This window comes from Ruegeria sp. AF5, assembly GCF_056541905.1.
The window spans coordinates 223,423-239,705 of record NZ_JBQFYZ010000004.1; the positions used below are offsets into that span (position 1 = coordinate 223,423).

The window sequence follows — 16,283 nt, forward strand, 5'->3', positions numbered from 1 at the left end:
CCGAAGGCGCGCTTTCCATTGGAGCCTCAGAGCTCTAACCGCGAAGGACCCCACCCGTCGCCTTGGCAACCTTGGCAATGATCTTCTCGGCCACAGCTTCGATGTCTTTTTCCTTCAGAGTCGCCTCGGTCGGTTGCAGGCGCACTGTAATGGCAAGGGACTTTTTGCCTTCGCCAAGGCTGCCGCCGATGAATTCGTCAAAGACACGCACGCCCTCAATCAGTGCCTTGTCAGCGCCTGCGGCTGCGTTTACCAGCGTCAGCGCTTCGACATCGGCATCGACGACAAAAGCAAAATCACGCTCGACCGCCTGCAAGTCGCGCAGTTCCAGCGCAGCGCGGGTGGCACCGGATTTGCGGGGCAAAGGCACTTCGTCCGGCCAGATGGTGAATGCCATTGCCGGACCTTTTATGTCCATGGCCTGCAAAATGCGTGGGTGCAGCTCTCCGAAGACACCCAGTACTTTTTTCGGGCCCAGACAGATTTTGCCATGACGACCCGGATGCCACCATGGATCGCCGTCGCGCAGAATCTGAACCTTTTCGGGCGCGCCAATGGCGGCCAGAACAGCCTCGACGTCTGCCTTGGCGTCGAACACGTCCACTGGGCGCGCAGCACCGTGCACATCCTTGGGGCCAGAACGTCCTACCAGCAGGCCGGTGATCTGGGTTTTCTGATCACCCGGCTCGCCATTGTGAAAGACCGGACCGACCTCGAACAGGGCGACGTCCGCGAATCCGCGCGCCTGATTGCGGGCGGCAGCCTGCAACAGGCCGGGCAGCAGATCGGGGCGCATATGGCTCATCTCGGATGAGATCGGGTTTTCCAGCATGGTCGTAGTATCGCCACCACCGAACAAAGCCGCCGAAGCCTGATCAATGAACGTATAACTGACGCATTCGTTATAACCCAGCGCCGCGCAGGTACGGCGCGCCATGGACTGACGGCGCTGCGCCGGGGTCATCACCGGTTTCGGTATCCCCTCGGTCACGCGCGGCAACGGCCGGCCTTGCAGCTTGGTCAAGGAAGCAATCCGCGCGACCTCTTCCACCAGATCAGCCTCGCCCAGGATATCCGGGCGCCAGCTGGGGACATGGGCCATCTCGCCTTCCAGACGAAAGCCCAGACGGGTCAGGGTCTGTCGCTGTTCGCTTTCGGGAATATCCATCCCGACCAGAGACTGCACCCTTTCCGCATTCAGCTTGTAGGCGCGCGCATGGTTCGGCGCTTTGCCAGCCTCAACCACGTTGGAGGCTTCTCCGCCGCAGATATCCAGAATCATCTGGGTCGCGTGTTCCAGCCCCTCGCGGGTGTATTCCGGGTCAACACCGCGCTCGAACCGATAGCGCGCGTCGGAATTGATCTTGAGCGCACGGCCTGTGAGCGCGATTTGCACATGATCCCAGAACGCGCTTTCGAGGAAAACGTTTACCGTTTCCTCGGTACATCCGGTTTCCTCACCGCCCATGATGCCCGCAATCGATTCCGGGCCTTTGTCATCCGAAATCACCATCATTCCGGGTTGCAGCGTGTATTCTTTTTCATCCAGCGCGACCAGCGTCTCTCCGCCTTTGGCGCGGTGCACCCGCAGGTTGCCCTGCACCTTGTCGGCGTCGAACACGTGCAACGGGCGGTTGTGATCGTAGGTCATGTAATTGGTGATATCCACCAGCGCCGAGATCGGACGCAGACCTATGGCCTTCAACTGATCCTGCAGCCATTGCGGGCTGGGGCCATTCTTCACGCCACGGATCAGACGACCGGTGAAATGCGGCGCTCCGTCCAGCGTGTCTTCTTCGATTGACACCTTGATCGGACACTCGAAATCACCCGGAACAGGCGTATAATCACGCTGCTTCAACGTGCCAATTCCACGCGCGGCCAGATCGCGCGCAATCCCTTCAACCCCCAGCGCATCCGGACGGTTCGGAGTGATCGCGATTTCGATCATCGGGTCGACTTTGGATGGGTCGTTTTCTGCAAGCCAGTCCACGAATGTATCACCCACTTCGCCCGAGGGCAGTTCGATGATGCCGTCATGTTCATCCGACAGCTCCAGCTCACGCTCGGACGCCATCATGCCAAAGCTCTCGATACCGCGGATCTTGCCGACGCTGATGGTCAGGTCCAGGCCAGGGATGTACATGCCCGGTTTGCAGACCACGACGGTGATCCCTTCACGCGCATTGGGCGCACCGCAGATGATCTGTAGCTCGCCCTCGTCCGTATCGACCTTGCAAACGCGCAGCTTGTCTGCGTCGGGGTGTTTTTCGGCGTGTTTCACATAGCCCAGTGTAAAACCTGCCAGCCGTTCGGCCGGGTTCACGATCTCTTCGACCTCAAGCCCGAGATCGGTCAGCGCCTCGGCGATTTCATCAACCGAAGCATCAGTGTCGAGGTGGTCTTTCAGCCAGGACAGAGTGAATTTCATTGCACGGGGCCTTTTTTGGCAAACATCCAGTCGGCACAGGCAATGGCAAAGAATGCGCCGGGGTGCAAGCTCTGCGCGTCACGGATACGTGGGGGTGCGGCCCAAAAGCTCATCCAGCTGCCATCCGATCCAGCCATGGGGGATGAAATGTCCACCGGGATGCGTGTCCAGCATCACCTGCCCCTGCGTGCAATCGGTCCATTCCACTCGGCTAAGGGTCAGGAACGGTTCCACACTCCAATCACCCCGCGGGGTGGCTGCATCGCAGCCGTATTTCTCACGCCACAGCGCCACCGGATACGTTGTATCGCCACCCGGACCAAACGGGAAATCCATCACCGTGTCATCTGTCCCATGGACATGCCGCACCTCTTGCGGGGCTTGCGGGCAGGTCTCGGTCTGGCGGAGTGTTCCGGCCACACCCAGCAGCGCCGCGATATCATCGCCGGTTTCGCAGACAAAGCGCCACGCCATCGCACTTCCAAAGGAATAGCCTGATACATAGATGCGGGTCGCGTCGATCGGATAGCGCCGGGCGACATCCTCAAGCACCCGGTCGGCAAAAGGCACATCATCCGAGCTTGCGGACCAGAAATCCCAGCTTTTGCCCAGACCGTTCGGGGCCACCAGCAGCACACCCCGACGTTTCGTGGCCCCGGCAATCCGTTCGTGGTTCACCACCACGGTCCCCTGCCGGGACCAGCCATGGAAATGCAGCAGCACCGGCAGAGGTGTTTCACCATCCCAGCCATCAGGTTCTAAAACGTGATACGAGCGGTCACCGAGATCACAGACAATATCGCCGTGGCATTCGGTTTTCCAGGGCCCCATGGCAAAGGCGGGCCCGGTCATCAGCAGAAGAAGGCAGAGCAATCGACAGATCATGCGCCCGACCCTAACGAGGCATTCCGCCCTGTCACTTAACATATCGGTGTGGTCCGAACGTAGGCCGGGCTTCAGCTCGGCACCCACCCATCGCACATGGCGGGCTGAAGCCCGCCCTACGTCAGGTCAAAGCATCAAGCCGCGCTTAGCAGCCAAACCAACTGCTCACCACCACTTCCAAAACCCGCAATTGCGTTTGTAAATGAGGTCCTGAGTTTTTTCTCTCTGAATTCTATCGCGCATCTGAAACACAGCAGGCCGCAAAAACTCGAAACCAGCAATTAGAATTCCGGGCAAGAACAGAAGTGCCGATGCAACAAAAGCAATCAGAACTGCAACCGGCTGGCTTTTCCAAACCCACAGCACAAAAGTTGGCGTCACAAACATCGCGAGGAACAAACACAAACACCAAAGCAGTGGATGCCTAGAAGCCTTTTGCTTCCACCAATCCTTATATGCGGTCAGCCAGTCGTCCGATGTGCTCTCTACCGCGACAAACCACCATGCAGGTTTGGCATATCTAGCGCTGCAAACCCGTAGTGGCGCAGCCAGCGCAGGTCGCTATCAAAGAACGCCCGCAAATCCGGAATGCCGTATTTCAGCATCGCCAGACGGTCGATGCCAATCCCGAACGCAAAACCCTGATAGACCTCGGGGTCGATCCCTCCAGCGGCGATCACCTTGGGGTGAACCATGCCGGAACCCAGAATCTCCATCCAGTCGTCGCCCTCGCCGATCTTCAGCTGGCCGTTATCCCACGAACAGCGGATATCGACCTCGGCAGACGGCTCGGTGAAGGGGAAGTGCGAGGCGCGGAAGCGCAGTTCGACATCATCGACCTCGAAGAATGCTTTCACGAACTCTTCCAGAACCCATTTCAGGTTCGCCATCGAGATGTCCTTGTCGATGGCCAGCCCCTCGACCTGATGGAACATCGGCGTGTGGGTCTGGTCGTAATCGGCGCGGTACACGCCGCCCGGACAGATTACGCGGATCGGTGCACCCTGTTTCTCCATCGAGCGAATCTGGACAGGCGAGGTATGGGTGCGCAGCACATGCGGCGGGCGGTCATCACCCTCGGCGCGGTGCATATAGAACGTGTCCATCTCGGCCCGTGCGGGGTGGTGACCGGGGATGTTCAGCGCGTCGAAATTGTACCAGTCGTCTTCAACACGCGGCCCTTCGGCCACCGAGAAGCCCAGTTCAGCAAAGATCGCGGTCAGTTCCTCGGTCGCCTGGCTGATCGGGTGGATTGACCCCTGACGGCGCGGGCGGGTCGGCAGGGTGACGTCCAGCCATTCGGTCCGCAGGCGCTCATCCAGTGCAACATCGGCCAGCGCGGCTTTCTTGGCGGACAGCGCCGAGTTAATCTCATCCTTCAGGGCATTCAGCGCCGGGCCTGCGACCTGACGTTCCTCGGGCGTCATCTTGCCCAGCTCGCGCATCTTCAGCGCGACCTCGCCTTTTTTGCCAACAGCCGCGACGCGGATCGCCTCAAGCGCGTTTTCGTCGCCTGCTTCGGCGATTTGGCCCAGATACTTTGCCTTAAGATCGTCCATGACGGCCCTCTGAATTTGGTCGAGAACCTGCTATCGGCCCCGCCCCGCGAATGCAAGCGGGACGGTGCGCATCAATAGCTGTATTCGGGATAAATCCGGGTCAGGTCGCCATTCCAGTCGCCATTGTAGTGTTCCAGCAACTCATCTGCCGGAACCTTGCCGGTGTCGATGCTTTCCTTCAACGCGTTCAGGAAATGCGTCTCATCCGGGACCAAACCACCAGCACCAGGGCGCGCACGGGCTTTCAGGCCCGCCTCGGAGATTGCCACAACTTCACGCGCCAGATCATGCATGTTGACGTTGCCAACCTGCGCTTGAAGCCCGTCTTTGGCCGCCGCAACACGCAGCGCCTCGCGCGTTTCAGCATCCCAGCCCTTGACCAGATCCCACGCCGCATCCAGCGCGGTTTGGTCATAGGTCAGCCCGACCCAGAAGGCGGGCAAGGCGCAAAGCCGTCGCCAAGGGCCACCATCCGCGCCGCGCATCTCCATGAACTTCTTGATCCGCGCTTCGGGAAAGGCCGTTGTCAGGTGATCGGCCCAATCCGACAGGGTCGGCGTTTCACCCGGCAATGCAGGCAACTCACCCTTGAGGAAATCTCGGAACGACATGCCCAGCGCATTAATGTACTGCCCGTCGCGGTAGACGAAATACATCGGCACATCGAGCGCGTATTGGACATAGCGTTCGAATCCAAAGCCATCCTCGAACACGAAGGGCAACATGCCCGTGCGCGCATCGTCCAGATGTCGCCAGATATGGCTGCGCCAGCTTTTCTGACCGTTCACTTTACCTTCGAAGAACGGAGAATTGGCAAACAGCGCCGTCGCTACCGGCTGCAATGCCAGCGCCACGCGCAGTTTCTGTACCATGTCGGCTTCGGACCCGAAGTCGATATTAACCTGAACGGTACACGTCCGCCGCATCATGGCGCGGCCCATGGTGCCGACTTTTTCCATATAATCGTTCATCAGCCGATACCGCCCCTTGGGCATCAGCGGCATCTGGTCATGCGTCCAGATCGGCGCCGCGCCCAGACCGATGAATCCCACACCGATCTCATCGGCGATATCCTTCACCTCGCGCAGGTGAGTGTTCACCTCATCGCAGGTTTCATGGATCGTTTCCAGCGGAGCACCCGATAGCTCCAGCGCGCCACCCGGTTCAAGGCTGACATTTGCGCCGTCCTTTTCCAGACCGATCAGATGACCGGATTCACGGACCTCTCCCCAGCCGTGGCGATCCCGCAACCCCTCCAACACGGCGACAATGGATCGCTTTCCTTCAAAAGGCAGAGGTTTCAGCGTGTCCTTGCAATAGCCGAATTTCTCATGCTCGGTGCCGATGCGCCAATCTTGCTTGGGTTTGCAACCCGATTCCAGATATTCGGCCAGTTGTTCATGGCGTTCGATCGGACCGCCGCCGGACTGAGGGATGGACATGAACCGTGCTCCGATCCTGCTGTGTCTGTTTTGAAGGTCAAGTGGTGGTCGGAAATGGCGCCAGTGTCAATGCAACGGCAAATGCGCCGGGCGCGACGGTGTACGTTCCCAGATAACGACCGGATGCTGCGATTTGCCGTTGAGTTCCGACAGCATTTGCTCGGTTTTGAGGCCAGGCAGGTTTGAGAACACGTCGAACAACGCCTCGGCTCCCTCTGCATTCACAGGAATGTGAAGCGTTGGCTGGCCCGGCTGATCCAGAACCCAATGTGCGGGGTCGGAGGTCGGGTCAAGGGCCAAACGCTCAATTTCGCGGGACGCGACGATGCCGCCATCCAAGGGGCCAAGATAAGTGATCTGACCTTCATCAATCGTCACGACACCTTGCCCGCCCACACCTGTTCTGAAGCGCGCGCGCTGTATGCCGATCACGGCCAAAGCCGCTGACACGACAATCAGAAACCAGCCTATCCAGGCCAACAGTCCGCCCGGCCCGCTGATCCAGCTCAGACCAAGGATCAGGACAAAAGCCGCAACCAGAACCTCGCGCCAACGCCAAAGCGCCAGTTTTGCCTCGGGTCGGATGAAACTCATGAGAGCACCCTTTGCGGTTCCTGAAGCAAAGCGACCTTGTACCAACCCACCTGTTGGAACCCAATCGCCTCATAGGCACGGGCGGCAGGTGCGTTGTTCGCAAACAGGATCGCTGCCGCCGCGCCCTCGGATTTTGCTTTCTGCATCAATGCGGTCGTGACCCGTCGACCCAAGCCACGATTTCTGTTTTTACGTGGAACAAAAACACCACCGACCTGAATTTGGTCGTGAACCCTGGCATTTACAGACGCCATGGCAACCGGCGCGTCGCCTTCCATCAGGACAATCGCCCTGCCTGCGGTCATTTCCGCCTCGACGCGCTCTGCGGCAAGCTCACGCGCCTCTTCGCCTGCGGCTTGTCCGGTATCCTCGATGTAATCCGCAAACCAAGTGTGCAGCCTTGCTCGATCCTCGGCGCGCAAAGCGCGATAAGGAACAGGTACCTCAGTCAGACCGCGCAGGTCACGTCGATAAAGCGGTTCATCGTGATTCAACCGGTACTTCGCCTGCCCCAATCCCAAAGCGCCCAACGTCAGCTCGACCTGAGGTGCATCCCCCGTCATACCCAAAACGGTTTCGCCTTCGATCATCCGCGCGAAACACTCGGCAGCTTGGGTTTCGGCGTTGGGCAATTGAACCATCAGATAGCCCTTCTTGCTGAGCCCAAAGACACCCTGAACCTGATCCTCACCCCAGATGAAGTAGCGGCTGGAATATTCATTCGCATTCAACCCCACCCCATGAGCCGCCAAATTGCCGCGCAAGAACATTGAACTGTCAGGGTAGCGGGACAGAAACCTCTCAAGCGCCGGGGCATCCGATTGAACCGCCTCGCGAATCACGACCAATCCCCCAATGCCTGCTGCCACATGGTCAATGCGGCCACCGCCGCTGTATCCGCCCGCAGAATACGCGGGCCAAGACTGACCACATGCGCATAGGGTAAAGCCGACAGCCGCGCACGCTCAGCGTTGGAAAACCCGCCCTCCGGGCCGATGAGAATCGCCCAGGCGCGCCCTTTTTCATTCGCTGCCAGCCGCAGGGCCGAACCGACCTCGGCTTCGTTGCAGAACATCAACTGTCGACCTTCAGGCCAGGTCTTCAGCACGCGGTCCAGCCGCTGAAGGTCTGCCACCTCGGGCACGTAGGTTCCTCCGCATTGTTCAGCGGCTTCGATTGCATGAGCCTGAAGCCGGTCTTGCCGGATACGGTCTGCGTTGGTGAATTCGGTCTGAACTGGCAGGATGCGAGCCGCGCCCATTTCAGCGGCTTTTTCAACAATGAAATCAGTGCGCGCCTTTTTGATCGGCGCAAACAGGAGCCACAGGTCGGGGGGCAGCTGCAAAGGTTTGGTCTGCCTGACACAGGTCAGAGCTCCGCCGCGTTTTCCGGACTCGGCCACCTCGGCCAGCCACTCTCCATCTTTGCCGTTAAACAGCGCCACTGCTCCGCCAACCGGCAGTCGCATGACGCCAAACAGATAGTGCGCCTGATCGCGCGTCAAAGGAACCGATTGCCCCTGACCCAAGGGCTGCTCTACATACAGTCTGATTTTCGCACTCATGAGACCTACATATGCAAGGCAATGCCCCAACACCAGATGGTCAAGTCGCCGATGCCGTCACCGGCAACTGGGTCGACACATATGCCCCAGCCTTTGCCCGACCGTATCTGCGCCTCAGCCGCGCGGACCGGCCCATCGGCACATGGCTGTTGCTGCTTCCATGTTGGTGGGGGCTGGCGCTGGCCATCCTGCATGACGGTCAACCGCGTTGGGAAGATCTGTGGATTGCCCTAGGCTGCGCATTCGGAGCTTTTTTGATGCGAGGTGCCGGTTGCACGTGGAACGACATTACAGACCGGGAATTCGACGCACAGGTTGAACGCACACGCTCGCGCCCGATACCGTCGGGGCAAGTCAGTGTCCGGCAAGCTGCGGCCTGGATGATACTGCAAAGCCTTCTGGCGCTCGGCATTCTTCTCAGCTTCAATCAGGCGGCGATTGCCATGGGTGTGTTATCTTTGCTGCCGGTGACCGTTTATCCGTTTGCCAAGCGGTTTACCTGGTGGCCTCAGGTTTTTTTGGGGCTGGCCTTCAACTGGGGCGCATTACTGGCTTGGACGGCGCATAGCGGGTCGCTCGGCTGGCCTGCTGTCACGCTGTACCTGTCCGGCATCGCCTGGACCCTGTTCTATGACACGATCTATGCACATCAGGATACCGACGATGATGAACTGGTCGGCATCAAATCCACCGCGCGCCTGTTCGGCACCGACACGGCGAAATGGCTGAAGTATTTTCTGGTCGCAACAGTATCGCTGATGGGGCTGGCCATTATTGATGCCGGGGTGCCTGACGCGTCAATTCTGGCGTTGGGGGTCGCGCTTTGCGGCCCCTGGGCCATGGGCTGGCACATGATGTGGCAATTGCGCGGGCTTGATACCGAAGACAACGCCAAGCTGCTGCTGCTGTTTCGGGCCAACCGCGATACCGGCTTTATTCCGCTGATCTTCCTTTGCGTCGCCTTGTTGCTCTGATTGCACCCGCTGAACGGGGCCTGTAAAGATCGGCGCAAACGCCTGAGGAGTGCCAAACCCAAACATGCGTCTGCCGTATTTTATCGCTGTTTCCCTGATCTTTCTTGTATCAGCTGGCCTGTCACTTCTGGCGGCCAGCTATGCTGTTACCGAGATCGAAGAATCATCGGAACTCGCTGTACGGCGCTCGCTGGACCTGAAAGGACACGATTGGGCCGAGGTCGAAGCCGATGGTTTGCGGGTGGTCCTGACCGGTACAGCGCCAGATGAAGCGACCCGCTTTAACGCTCTGACCGCCGCGGGAACCGAAGTTGATACATCCCGCGTAATCGACGAAATGGAGGTTATCGCAACTTCCGCCCTCGCAGCACCGCGCTTTTCGGTAGAAATCCTGCGAAATGACAGTGGAATTTCGGTGATAGGTCTGATCCCGGCCAGTGAGAACAGGGACAAGCTGCTCCAACGGCTTGGCAATCTGGACAGATCTGTTGCCATTTCGGACCTGATGGAAACAGCAGATTACCCGAAGCCCAAAGGGTGGGATGCCGCAATATCTTACGCGTTGGAGGCCCTGACCCACCTGCCCCGCGCCAAAATTTCCGCCAACCCGGATCTGGTCAGGATCACGGCAATTGCCAACAGTCAGCAAGAAAAACAAAAACTGGAACGCGACCTGACCCGTAGGGCACCGCCCAGTCTGCGGGTTGGGCTGGCGATTTCAGCACCTCGCCCGGTCGTCACACCATTTACTTTGCGTTACCTGATCGACGAAGAAGGCGGGCATTTTGACGCCTGCTCGGCGCAGGATGAGAAGGCACGTGACCGAATCGTGGCCGCCGCGAAAAACGCCGGGTTGACGGGGCCTTATTCCTGCACCGTCGCCTTGGGCGAACCATCGCCACGCTGGCCAGAAGCAGCCGAGAAAAGCATTCAGGCGCTGTTCAGGATAGGCCAGGGTTCGGTCACCATGTCAGATGCGGACATTACCCTGATCGCAGCGGAGGGAACCGATCCTGCGGTGTTCGACCGGGTTGTGGGCGAGCTTGAAACCGAGCTGCCTGCGGTCTTCGCATTGCACGCCGTATTGCCCGAGCCTGAGACAACGAACCCAAATGGCCCGGTCGAGTTCTCGGCGACCCGCAGCCCTGAAGGGCTGGTGCAATTGCGCGGACGGCTGGGTGATGAAACTCTGCGCGACATGGTCGACAGCTACGCGCGCGCGGCTTTTGGGTCCGATCAAGTATATACCGCCACCCGCATCGTTTCGGATCTTCCAGCGGATTGGCCGGTACGTGTTCTGGCCGGTCTGGAGGCTTTGGGTCAGCTCCACAACGGCGTATTGACCGTCACACCCGATACGGTCGAGCTGATCGGCCTCAGCCACGAAGAAGACGCCAAGGCCCGTATCGCAGGTCAATTGTCCGACAAGTTGGGCGAGGGGCAGGAATACACCCTGACCATCACCTATCAGCCCCCACCGGAACCCGAGGACGCCCTGCCCGACCCGGAAGTCTGCGAAGCCCAGATCGCCGAAATTCAGGCCACCAGCAAGATCGCCTTTGAGCCCGGATCGGCCACGATTGCATCAGACTCGCGCGATGTGGTGAACCAGATTGCGGATATCCTGCGCGACTGCGGTCCGATCCGTATGGAGATTCAGGGCCACACAGACAGTCAGGGCCGCGAAGAGATGAACCAACAACTCAGCCAGGCACGGGCACAATCCATCCTGAACGAATTGCGCGGGCGGCGTATTCCGACCAGCAGCTACACCGCTGTGGGATATGGGGAAACGCAACCCATCGCTGACAACGACACCGAAGAGGGCCGGGAAGAAAACCGCCGGATCGAGTTCCGTTTGATCCGCCCTGAGCCTGTTGCGAGTACCGAAACAGGCCTTGAAGCACTCGAGGTCGAGGCTGCGACCTCCGCAGAGGACCAAACCGACACGACCGCACCTGATGCGGATGCAGGGGACCAATAAGTTGAACAGAACAGAATTCGTCATTGTCACTGCCATTATCCTGTTCGCAGCCTTCTGCATGGGCTGGTTTGCCAATTGGCTGGCGCATCGCCTGTCCCGCGTACGACAAAGCGATGTCGCCGATCTGGACCGGATGAGTCAGGAGTTGCACGAGGCCGAGGAAACACGCGATCAGGCCATCACCTATTTGCAGCAACGTGAGGCCGAATTGACAAACCAGCTAACCCAGACAGAGGCCGAGCTGGCAGCCGCAATGGATGGCCTGCGGGCCGCGCGTCAGGAGGCCGAAGAACTGCGCGGACGGATCAACAACGCGGATTAAGTATACGACCTTGCGCCACCGCCCAAGTTTGCAAGAATAAACGGTCGCTAAATCACTACCACCGGGTCAGCGCGTCTTCGTCTTCGTCTTTGGCTGCGACCCATTCCGCACCAGAGTGGGTGATTTCCTTCTTCCAGAAGGGTGCGCGAGACTTCAGATAATCCATCAGAAATTCCGCTGCCTCAAACGCATCTTTACGATGCGGCGCAGCGGTCGCCACCATCATGATCCTGTCTCCCGGGGACAGGCGGCCATGACGATGGATCACCAGGACGTCACCCAATGACCACCGCTCCTTGGCTTCCTGGGCAATCTTGCTCAGCGCCCGTTCCGTCATACCCGGATAGTGTTCAATCTCCATCACATCCAGATCACCGCTTGCCAGGTCGCGCACAACGCCAGTGAAGGTGACAATGGCTCCGTTGGCATCATCCCCGGCGGCAAAAGCATTGGCCTCGGCGCCCAGATCGAATGCTTCCTGCTGAACAGTGATCCGCATCACTCAGCCGCCCGTCATTGGTGGAAAAAACGCCACTTCCCGAACGCCCGACAGCGAGGCGTCAAAATCCGACAATTCCTGATCCAGTGCAACGCGCAGGGCGGACAAATCGGCAAATGCCGCGGCATAGCGTTCTTCCCGCGCGCTCAACTCGGCCACCAGATCATTGACAGTGACTGCCTGCGTTTCGACCTTTTCCTTTGGCAAACCGATACGTTCGCGTACCCATGCAAAATACAGCACATCCATCCCTTAGATCTCCTTCAGATGTGGCATGGCTTTACGTAGGTAATCATAGCCGGTGATCAACGTCAGTGTCGCCGCAATCCACAGCAACCACAGCCCGATCTGGCCTGCCCAGAACATACCATGGATGTTCCAGCGCAGGTGATTCACATCTTCAACCTGGCCCGCGATAATCTGTTCTACCAGCGCGGCGTCCATGCCGAAACTCGCCATCACGGCATAGTGTTCAAAGATGCCCTGCGAGAACAGCACGGCGATGGCGATCATCTGCGCTGTAGTTTTCCACTTGGCAAGCTTTGTAACCTTCAGCGTCCCCGCCACATCGCCCAGATATTCGCGCAGGCCCGAGACAAAAACCTCGCGGAACAGGATCACGGTGGCGGGTAGCACCAGCCATGGCGTCCAGTGTTCGGTCGAATAGCCAACCAGAATCATCAGCGCGATCACCACCATTGCCTTGTCGGCAATCGGATCCAGCATCGCGCCCATCTTGGTTTCCTGTTTCCACGCACGGGCCAGATAGCCATCAAACCAATCGGTGATCGCCGCCGACAGGAACAGGATCAAAGCGAACCAGTCCGCATAGGGCCGGGTGAAGTACAAAAACATAACGGCCAGACCGGGCGCAGCCAGCAGGCGTAGAACCGTCAGGATATTGGGCAAATTCCACTTCATGGCTTGGACCCTATATCGCCGGTTCAAGACAGAAAAGACAAACTGGTAAAAAACTACATCACTCACAACAGCTTGGTCAAAGCGCCGCAGGTCCGACGCTTTGGACCTTGTGCACTTGGCGTTTCACGTCTTTGCGGTCAGATTGCCCGTCAACTGCAAAGCGGAACGTACAGGATGACAGCGCATATTCAAACCGACGCCCGGTCGAACATGATCGGCAGCCTGTGGATGGTGGCCGCAATGGCGGGCTTTGCGCTGGAGGATGCGTTGCTGAAAGCAGCATCGACCGCGCTTCCGATCTGGCAGATAATGGTGCTGTTCGGGACGGGCGGGTCCGTTATCTTTGTCGGGCTGGCGTCAGCTCGTGGAAAACGCCTGATGCACCCAGACGTTCTTTCCCGCCCGATGAAAGTTCGGGTGCTGTTCGAAGTCTTTGGTCGGCTGTTCTATGTGCTCGCCATCGCATTGACGCCCTTGTCCTCGGCCACGGTGATTCTGCAAGCGACGCCGTTGGTTGTGGTCGCAGGCGCGGCGTTGTTCTTTGGTGAAACGGTTGGTTGGCGGCGATGGAGCGCAATTTTTGTCGGTATGATCGGCGTCGTCATTATTCTGCAACCGACCGGAGACAGTTTTTCACTGCTGTCGATACTGGCCGTGCTGGGTATGTTAGGGTTCGCAGGGCGTGATCTGGCCAGCCGCGCGGCCCCTGCCACGCTTGGAACCGAAGTTTTGGGGTTTTATGGTTTCCTCAGCATTATCGTCGCGGGCCTTGCCTATCGGATGTGGGAAGGCGCGCCCTTGGCATCGGTTGGCCTGCACACCAGCCTGCATCTGACGGGCGCGGTTCTGATGGGCGTCATGGCCTATGCCTCGCTCATGAACGCAATGCGCACGGGCGAAGTGTCTGCCGTAACCCCGTTCCGCTATACCCGACTGCTGTTCGGTATTGGGTTGGGTATCGCCCTGTTCGGCGAAAGCCTGAACCGTACCATGTGGGTCGGCAGCGCGCTTATTGTAGCCTCGGGCCTCTATATCCTGTGGCGGGGGCGACAGGTCTAACCCTTGTCGTGGAAGAAATCATAGACTTTCTGAGCCAACCCGGCCGAGATCCCCTCGACCGCTTTCAGGTCCGCCAGATTGGCCCGGCTTACCGCTTTGGCGCTGCCGAAGTGAGTCAGCAAGGCGCGCTTGCGTGCTGCCCCGACACCTGGGATTTCATCCAGCGGCGTGGCACCAACGGCCTTGGCGCGTTTCGCACGATGGGTGCCAATGGCAAAACGGTGCGCCTCGTCCCTTAGCCGTTGAATAAAGTACAAGACGGGATCGTTGCGTTTCAGCGCAAAGGGGCGCTGACCGATCCGGTGAAACTCTTCCTTGCCGTGGTCACGGTCGACCCCTTTGGCAACACCGACCATCGGAATGTCTTCGACCCCGTGAGCCTGCATGATCTCGTGCACAGCGCTAACCTGCCCGGCACCGCCATCGATCAGCAGCAGGTCGGGCCAAAGCCCCTTATCCCGATCCGGGTCTTCTTTTTGCAGGCGGGTGAAGCGACGGTTCAGAACCTCTTTCATCATGCCGAAATCGTCACCCGGGGTCAGGTCATCGCCACGAATGTTGAACTTGCGATAGGCGTTCTTCATGAACCCGTCGGGCCCTGCCACGATCATGCCGCCAACAGCGTTGGTACCCTGAATGTGAGAGTTGTCGTAGACCTCGATCCGACCGGGCGGGCCGTCCAGATCAAATGCTTCGGCCACACCGCGCAACAACTTGGCCTGTGTCGCGCTTTCCGACATGCGCCGGGCCAGAGACTCTCGCGCATTGCGCAATGCACCTGCAACCAGTTCCTGTTTCTCACCCCGCAGCGGGACAAGGATTTTGACTTTGCGCCCGGCTTTCTCGGACAAAGCCTCCTGCATCAGATCGGCGTTTTCGATCCCGTCCGACAAGATCAACTGCCGTGGTGGTTCCTTGTTGTCGTAGAACTGGCCAAGGAAAGCCTCCATCACTTCGGCATGTGATACATCCGGGCCAACACGCGGATAAAAGTCCTTGTTGCCCCAGTTCTGGTTGGCCCGGATGAAGAATACCTGAACACAGGCCTGCCCGCTGTCCATATAAAGGCCGATCACATCCGCCTCGGTCACGCCACGAGGGTTGATGCCTTGCGCGGTCTGTACCTGCGTCAGCGCCCGGATGCGGTCGCGCAGACCGGCGGCGCGTTCGAACTCCATAGCCTCGGACGCCGCCATCATCTGTTCAGCCAGTTCCTCCTGCACCTTGGTCGAGCGCCCCGACAGGAAACGTTCTGCATCCTTGACGCTTTCACTGTAATCTTGCTCCGAAATCAAACCGACACACGGCCCGGAACACCGTTTGATCTGATAAAGCAGACAGGGCCGCGTGCGGCTGTCGAACATGGAATCCGAACAGTTACGCAGCAGGAATGCCTTTTGCAGCTGGTTCAATGTGCGGTTTACAGCGCCCGCGCTGGCAAATGGTCCGAAATAGGCGCCTTTTTCCTTCTTCGCCCCACGGTGTTTTTTGATCTGCGGAAAGTCATGATCCTTGGCGACCAGGATGTTCGGAAAGCTTTTGTCGTCCCGCAGCAGCACATTGTATTTCGGTTTAAGCTGCTTGATCAGGTTCTGCTCCAGCAGCAGCGCCTCGGTTTCCGTTCTTGTGGTCAGAAACATCATCGAAGCGGTCGAGGAAATCATCTTCTCGATCCGGCCCGAGTGACCCGGCCTTGTATAATTCGACACCCGCGCCTTCAGGTTTCGCGCCTTGCCCACGTATAAAACCCGACTGTCGGCATCCAGCATCCGGTACACCCCGGGTGAGCTGTCCAGCGTCTTTGCATAACGCTGAATGCAGGCATAACCGGTCAGGGACGTTTCACTGTGGGTAGTCATGGGATTCCGATATGATTCTCTTTTACTGGCTGCAATCTTGCGGGCTTCAGATCAAGAGAAAACAAATCCACGATTCCTGTGGATAAGTGTGAAGATAAGTTTTCACAGCCTTAGAATTTCCCTTGTTTCATTACCACTTCATTAACATGCACAAAAAATAGGCACATTATCAAGATGCTGATTTTTAACG

Annotated in this window: 15 protein-coding genes; 4 read left to right on the forward strand and 11 right to left on the reverse strand. The window is 58.6% G+C overall.

Annotated elements, in window-relative coordinates; translation table 11 throughout:
• Positions 1-34: 34 nt before the first annotated feature.
• The 7 genes from pheT to ACR0DS_RS09210 all read right to left on the reverse strand — a co-directional run bounded on the left by pheT (position 35) and on the right by ACR0DS_RS09210 (position 8,475).
• On the reverse strand, positions 35-2,431 hold the full coding sequence (gene pheT, locus ACR0DS_RS09180) for a phenylalanine--tRNA ligase subunit beta (protein WP_480558734.1): 2,397 nt from the start codon (positions 2,429-2,431) through the stop codon (positions 35-37).
• A gap of 78 nt (positions 2,432-2,509) precedes the next feature.
• The gene (locus ACR0DS_RS09185; RefSeq protein WP_480483015.1) at positions 2,510-3,316 is read right to left on the reverse strand and encodes a CE1 family esterase; all 807 of its coding nucleotides are present in this window, start codon (positions 3,314-3,316) and stop codon (positions 2,510-2,512) included.
• A 485-nt stretch (positions 3,317-3,801) separates the two neighbouring features.
• On the reverse strand, positions 3,802-4,875 hold the full coding sequence (gene pheS, locus ACR0DS_RS09190) for a phenylalanine--tRNA ligase subunit alpha (protein WP_480483013.1): 1,074 nt from the start codon (positions 4,873-4,875) through the stop codon (positions 3,802-3,804).
• Between the two features lie 71 nt (positions 4,876-4,946).
• On the reverse strand, positions 4,947-6,317 hold the full coding sequence (locus ACR0DS_RS09195; protein ID WP_480483011.1) for a glutamate--cysteine ligase: 1,371 nt from the start codon (positions 6,315-6,317) through the stop codon (positions 4,947-4,949).
• Positions 6,318-6,383: 66 nt separating this feature from the next.
• A complete protein-coding gene (locus ACR0DS_RS09200; RefSeq protein ID WP_480558732.1) occupies positions 6,384-6,911 on the reverse strand; it encodes a hypothetical protein in 528 nt (175 codons plus the stop codon).
• Positions 6,908-7,753, reverse strand: a complete 846-nt coding sequence (locus ACR0DS_RS09205; RefSeq protein ID WP_480616727.1) for a GNAT family N-acetyltransferase — start codon at positions 7,751-7,753, stop codon at positions 6,908-6,910. The genes ACR0DS_RS09200 and ACR0DS_RS09205 overlap by 4 nt, the downstream gene beginning before the upstream one ends.
• On the reverse strand, positions 7,750-8,475 hold the full coding sequence (locus ACR0DS_RS09210) for a 16S rRNA (uracil(1498)-N(3))-methyltransferase (protein WP_480486558.1): 726 nt from the start codon (positions 8,473-8,475) through the stop codon (positions 7,750-7,752). The genes ACR0DS_RS09205 and ACR0DS_RS09210 overlap by 4 nt, the downstream gene beginning before the upstream one ends.
• An 11-nt stretch (positions 8,476-8,486) precedes the next feature.
• Between ACR0DS_RS09210 and ubiA the strand changes: the two genes are divergently transcribed.
• The 3 genes from ubiA (at position 8,487) to ACR0DS_RS09225 (ending at position 11,755) form a co-directional block, all read left to right on the forward strand.
• Positions 8,487-9,449 (forward strand): 4-hydroxybenzoate octaprenyltransferase, encoded by a 963-nt coding sequence (ubiA, locus tag ACR0DS_RS09215; protein WP_480545855.1) that lies wholly within the window; start codon positions 8,487-8,489, stop codon positions 9,447-9,449.
• A 64-nt stretch (positions 9,450-9,513) separates the two neighbouring features.
• Positions 9,514-11,433: an OmpA family protein gene (locus tag ACR0DS_RS09220; protein ID WP_480558728.1), complete on the forward strand. Its 1,920-nt coding sequence runs from the start codon at positions 9,514-9,516 to the stop codon at positions 11,431-11,433.
• A 1-nt stretch (position 11,434) separates the two neighbouring features.
• Positions 11,435-11,755 carry a hypothetical protein gene (locus ACR0DS_RS09225; protein ID WP_480558726.1) on the forward strand — a complete coding sequence of 107 codons (321 nt, stop codon included), beginning with the start codon at positions 11,435-11,437 and terminating at the stop codon, positions 11,753-11,755.
• Between the two features lie 55 nt (positions 11,756-11,810).
• Here the strand turns inward: ACR0DS_RS09225 and ACR0DS_RS09230 are convergent, their stop codons facing one another.
• Genes ACR0DS_RS09230 through pgsA form a run of 3 tightly spaced genes read right to left on the reverse strand, consistent with a single transcriptional unit; the run spans position 11,811 to position 13,175 of the window.
• Positions 11,811-12,254, reverse strand: a complete 444-nt coding sequence (locus ACR0DS_RS09230; RefSeq protein ID WP_480558724.1) for a molybdenum cofactor biosynthesis protein MoaE — start codon at positions 12,252-12,254, stop codon at positions 11,811-11,813.
• A gap of 3 nt (positions 12,255-12,257) precedes the next feature.
• Positions 12,258-12,503: a molybdopterin converting factor subunit 1 gene (gene moaD, locus ACR0DS_RS09235; protein WP_209506660.1), complete on the reverse strand. Its 246-nt coding sequence runs from the start codon at positions 12,501-12,503 to the stop codon at positions 12,258-12,260.
• 3 nt (positions 12,504-12,506) lie between these two features.
• The gene (pgsA, locus tag ACR0DS_RS09240) at positions 12,507-13,175 is read right to left on the reverse strand and encodes a CDP-diacylglycerol--glycerol-3-phosphate 3-phosphatidyltransferase (protein ID WP_480482997.1); all 669 of its coding nucleotides are present in this window, start codon (positions 13,173-13,175) and stop codon (positions 12,507-12,509) included.
• Positions 13,176-13,349: 174 nt separating this feature from the next.
• Here pgsA and ACR0DS_RS09245 point away from each other — a divergent pair, with 174 nt between their 5' ends.
• Positions 13,350-14,234: a DMT family transporter gene (locus ACR0DS_RS09245; RefSeq protein WP_480558722.1), complete on the forward strand. Its 885-nt coding sequence runs from the start codon at positions 13,350-13,352 to the stop codon at positions 14,232-14,234.
• Here the strand turns inward: ACR0DS_RS09245 and uvrC are convergent.
• Complete coding sequence (gene uvrC / locus ACR0DS_RS09250; protein ID WP_480558720.1) at positions 14,231-16,093, reverse strand: excinuclease ABC subunit UvrC; 1,863 nt, start codon at positions 16,091-16,093, stop codon at positions 14,231-14,233. The genes ACR0DS_RS09245 and uvrC overlap by 4 nt on opposite strands.
• Positions 16,094-16,283: the final 190 nt, after the last annotated feature.

Excerpts from the sequence above, each read along its gene's own strand:
- pheT (WP_480558734.1), bottom strand. The coding sequence starts at position 2,431 with ATGAAATTCACTCTGTCCTGGCTGAAAGACCACCTCGACACTGATGCT.
- ACR0DS_RS09185 (WP_480483015.1), bottom strand. The coding sequence starts at position 3,316 with ATGATCTGTCGATTGCTCTGCCTTCTTCTGCTGATGACCGGGCCCGCC.
- pheS (WP_480483013.1), bottom strand. The coding sequence starts at position 4,875 with ATGGACGATCTTAAGGCAAAGTATCTGGGCCAAATCGCCGAAGCAGGC.
- ACR0DS_RS09195 (WP_480483011.1), bottom strand. The coding sequence starts at position 6,317 with ATGTCCATCCCTCAGTCCGGCGGCGGTCCGATCGAACGCCATGAACAA.
- ACR0DS_RS09200 (WP_480558732.1), bottom strand. The coding sequence starts at position 6,911 with ATGAGTTTCATCCGACCCGAGGCAAAACTGGCGCTTTGGCGTTGGCGC.
- ACR0DS_RS09210 (WP_480486558.1), bottom strand. The coding sequence starts at position 8,475 with ATGAGTGCGAAAATCAGACTGTATGTAGAGCAGCCCTTGGGTCAGGGG.
- ubiA (WP_480545855.1), top strand. The coding sequence starts at position 8,487 with ATGCAAGGCAATGCCCCAACACCAGATGGTCAAGTCGCCGATGCCGTC.
- ACR0DS_RS09220 (WP_480558728.1), top strand. The coding sequence starts at position 9,514 with ATGCGTCTGCCGTATTTTATCGCTGTTTCCCTGATCTTTCTTGTATCA.
- ACR0DS_RS09230 (WP_480558724.1), bottom strand. The coding sequence starts at position 12,254 with ATGCGGATCACTGTTCAGCAGGAAGCATTCGATCTGGGCGCCGAGGCC.
- moaD (WP_209506660.1), bottom strand. The coding sequence starts at position 12,503 with ATGGATGTGCTGTATTTTGCATGGGTACGCGAACGTATCGGTTTGCCA.
- pgsA (WP_480482997.1), bottom strand. The coding sequence starts at position 13,175 with ATGAAGTGGAATTTGCCCAATATCCTGACGGTTCTACGCCTGCTGGCT.
- ACR0DS_RS09245 (WP_480558722.1), top strand. The coding sequence starts at position 13,350 with ATGACAGCGCATATTCAAACCGACGCCCGGTCGAACATGATCGGCAGC.
- uvrC (WP_480558720.1), bottom strand. The coding sequence starts at position 16,093 with ATGACTACCCACAGTGAAACGTCCCTGACCGGTTATGCCTGCATTCAG.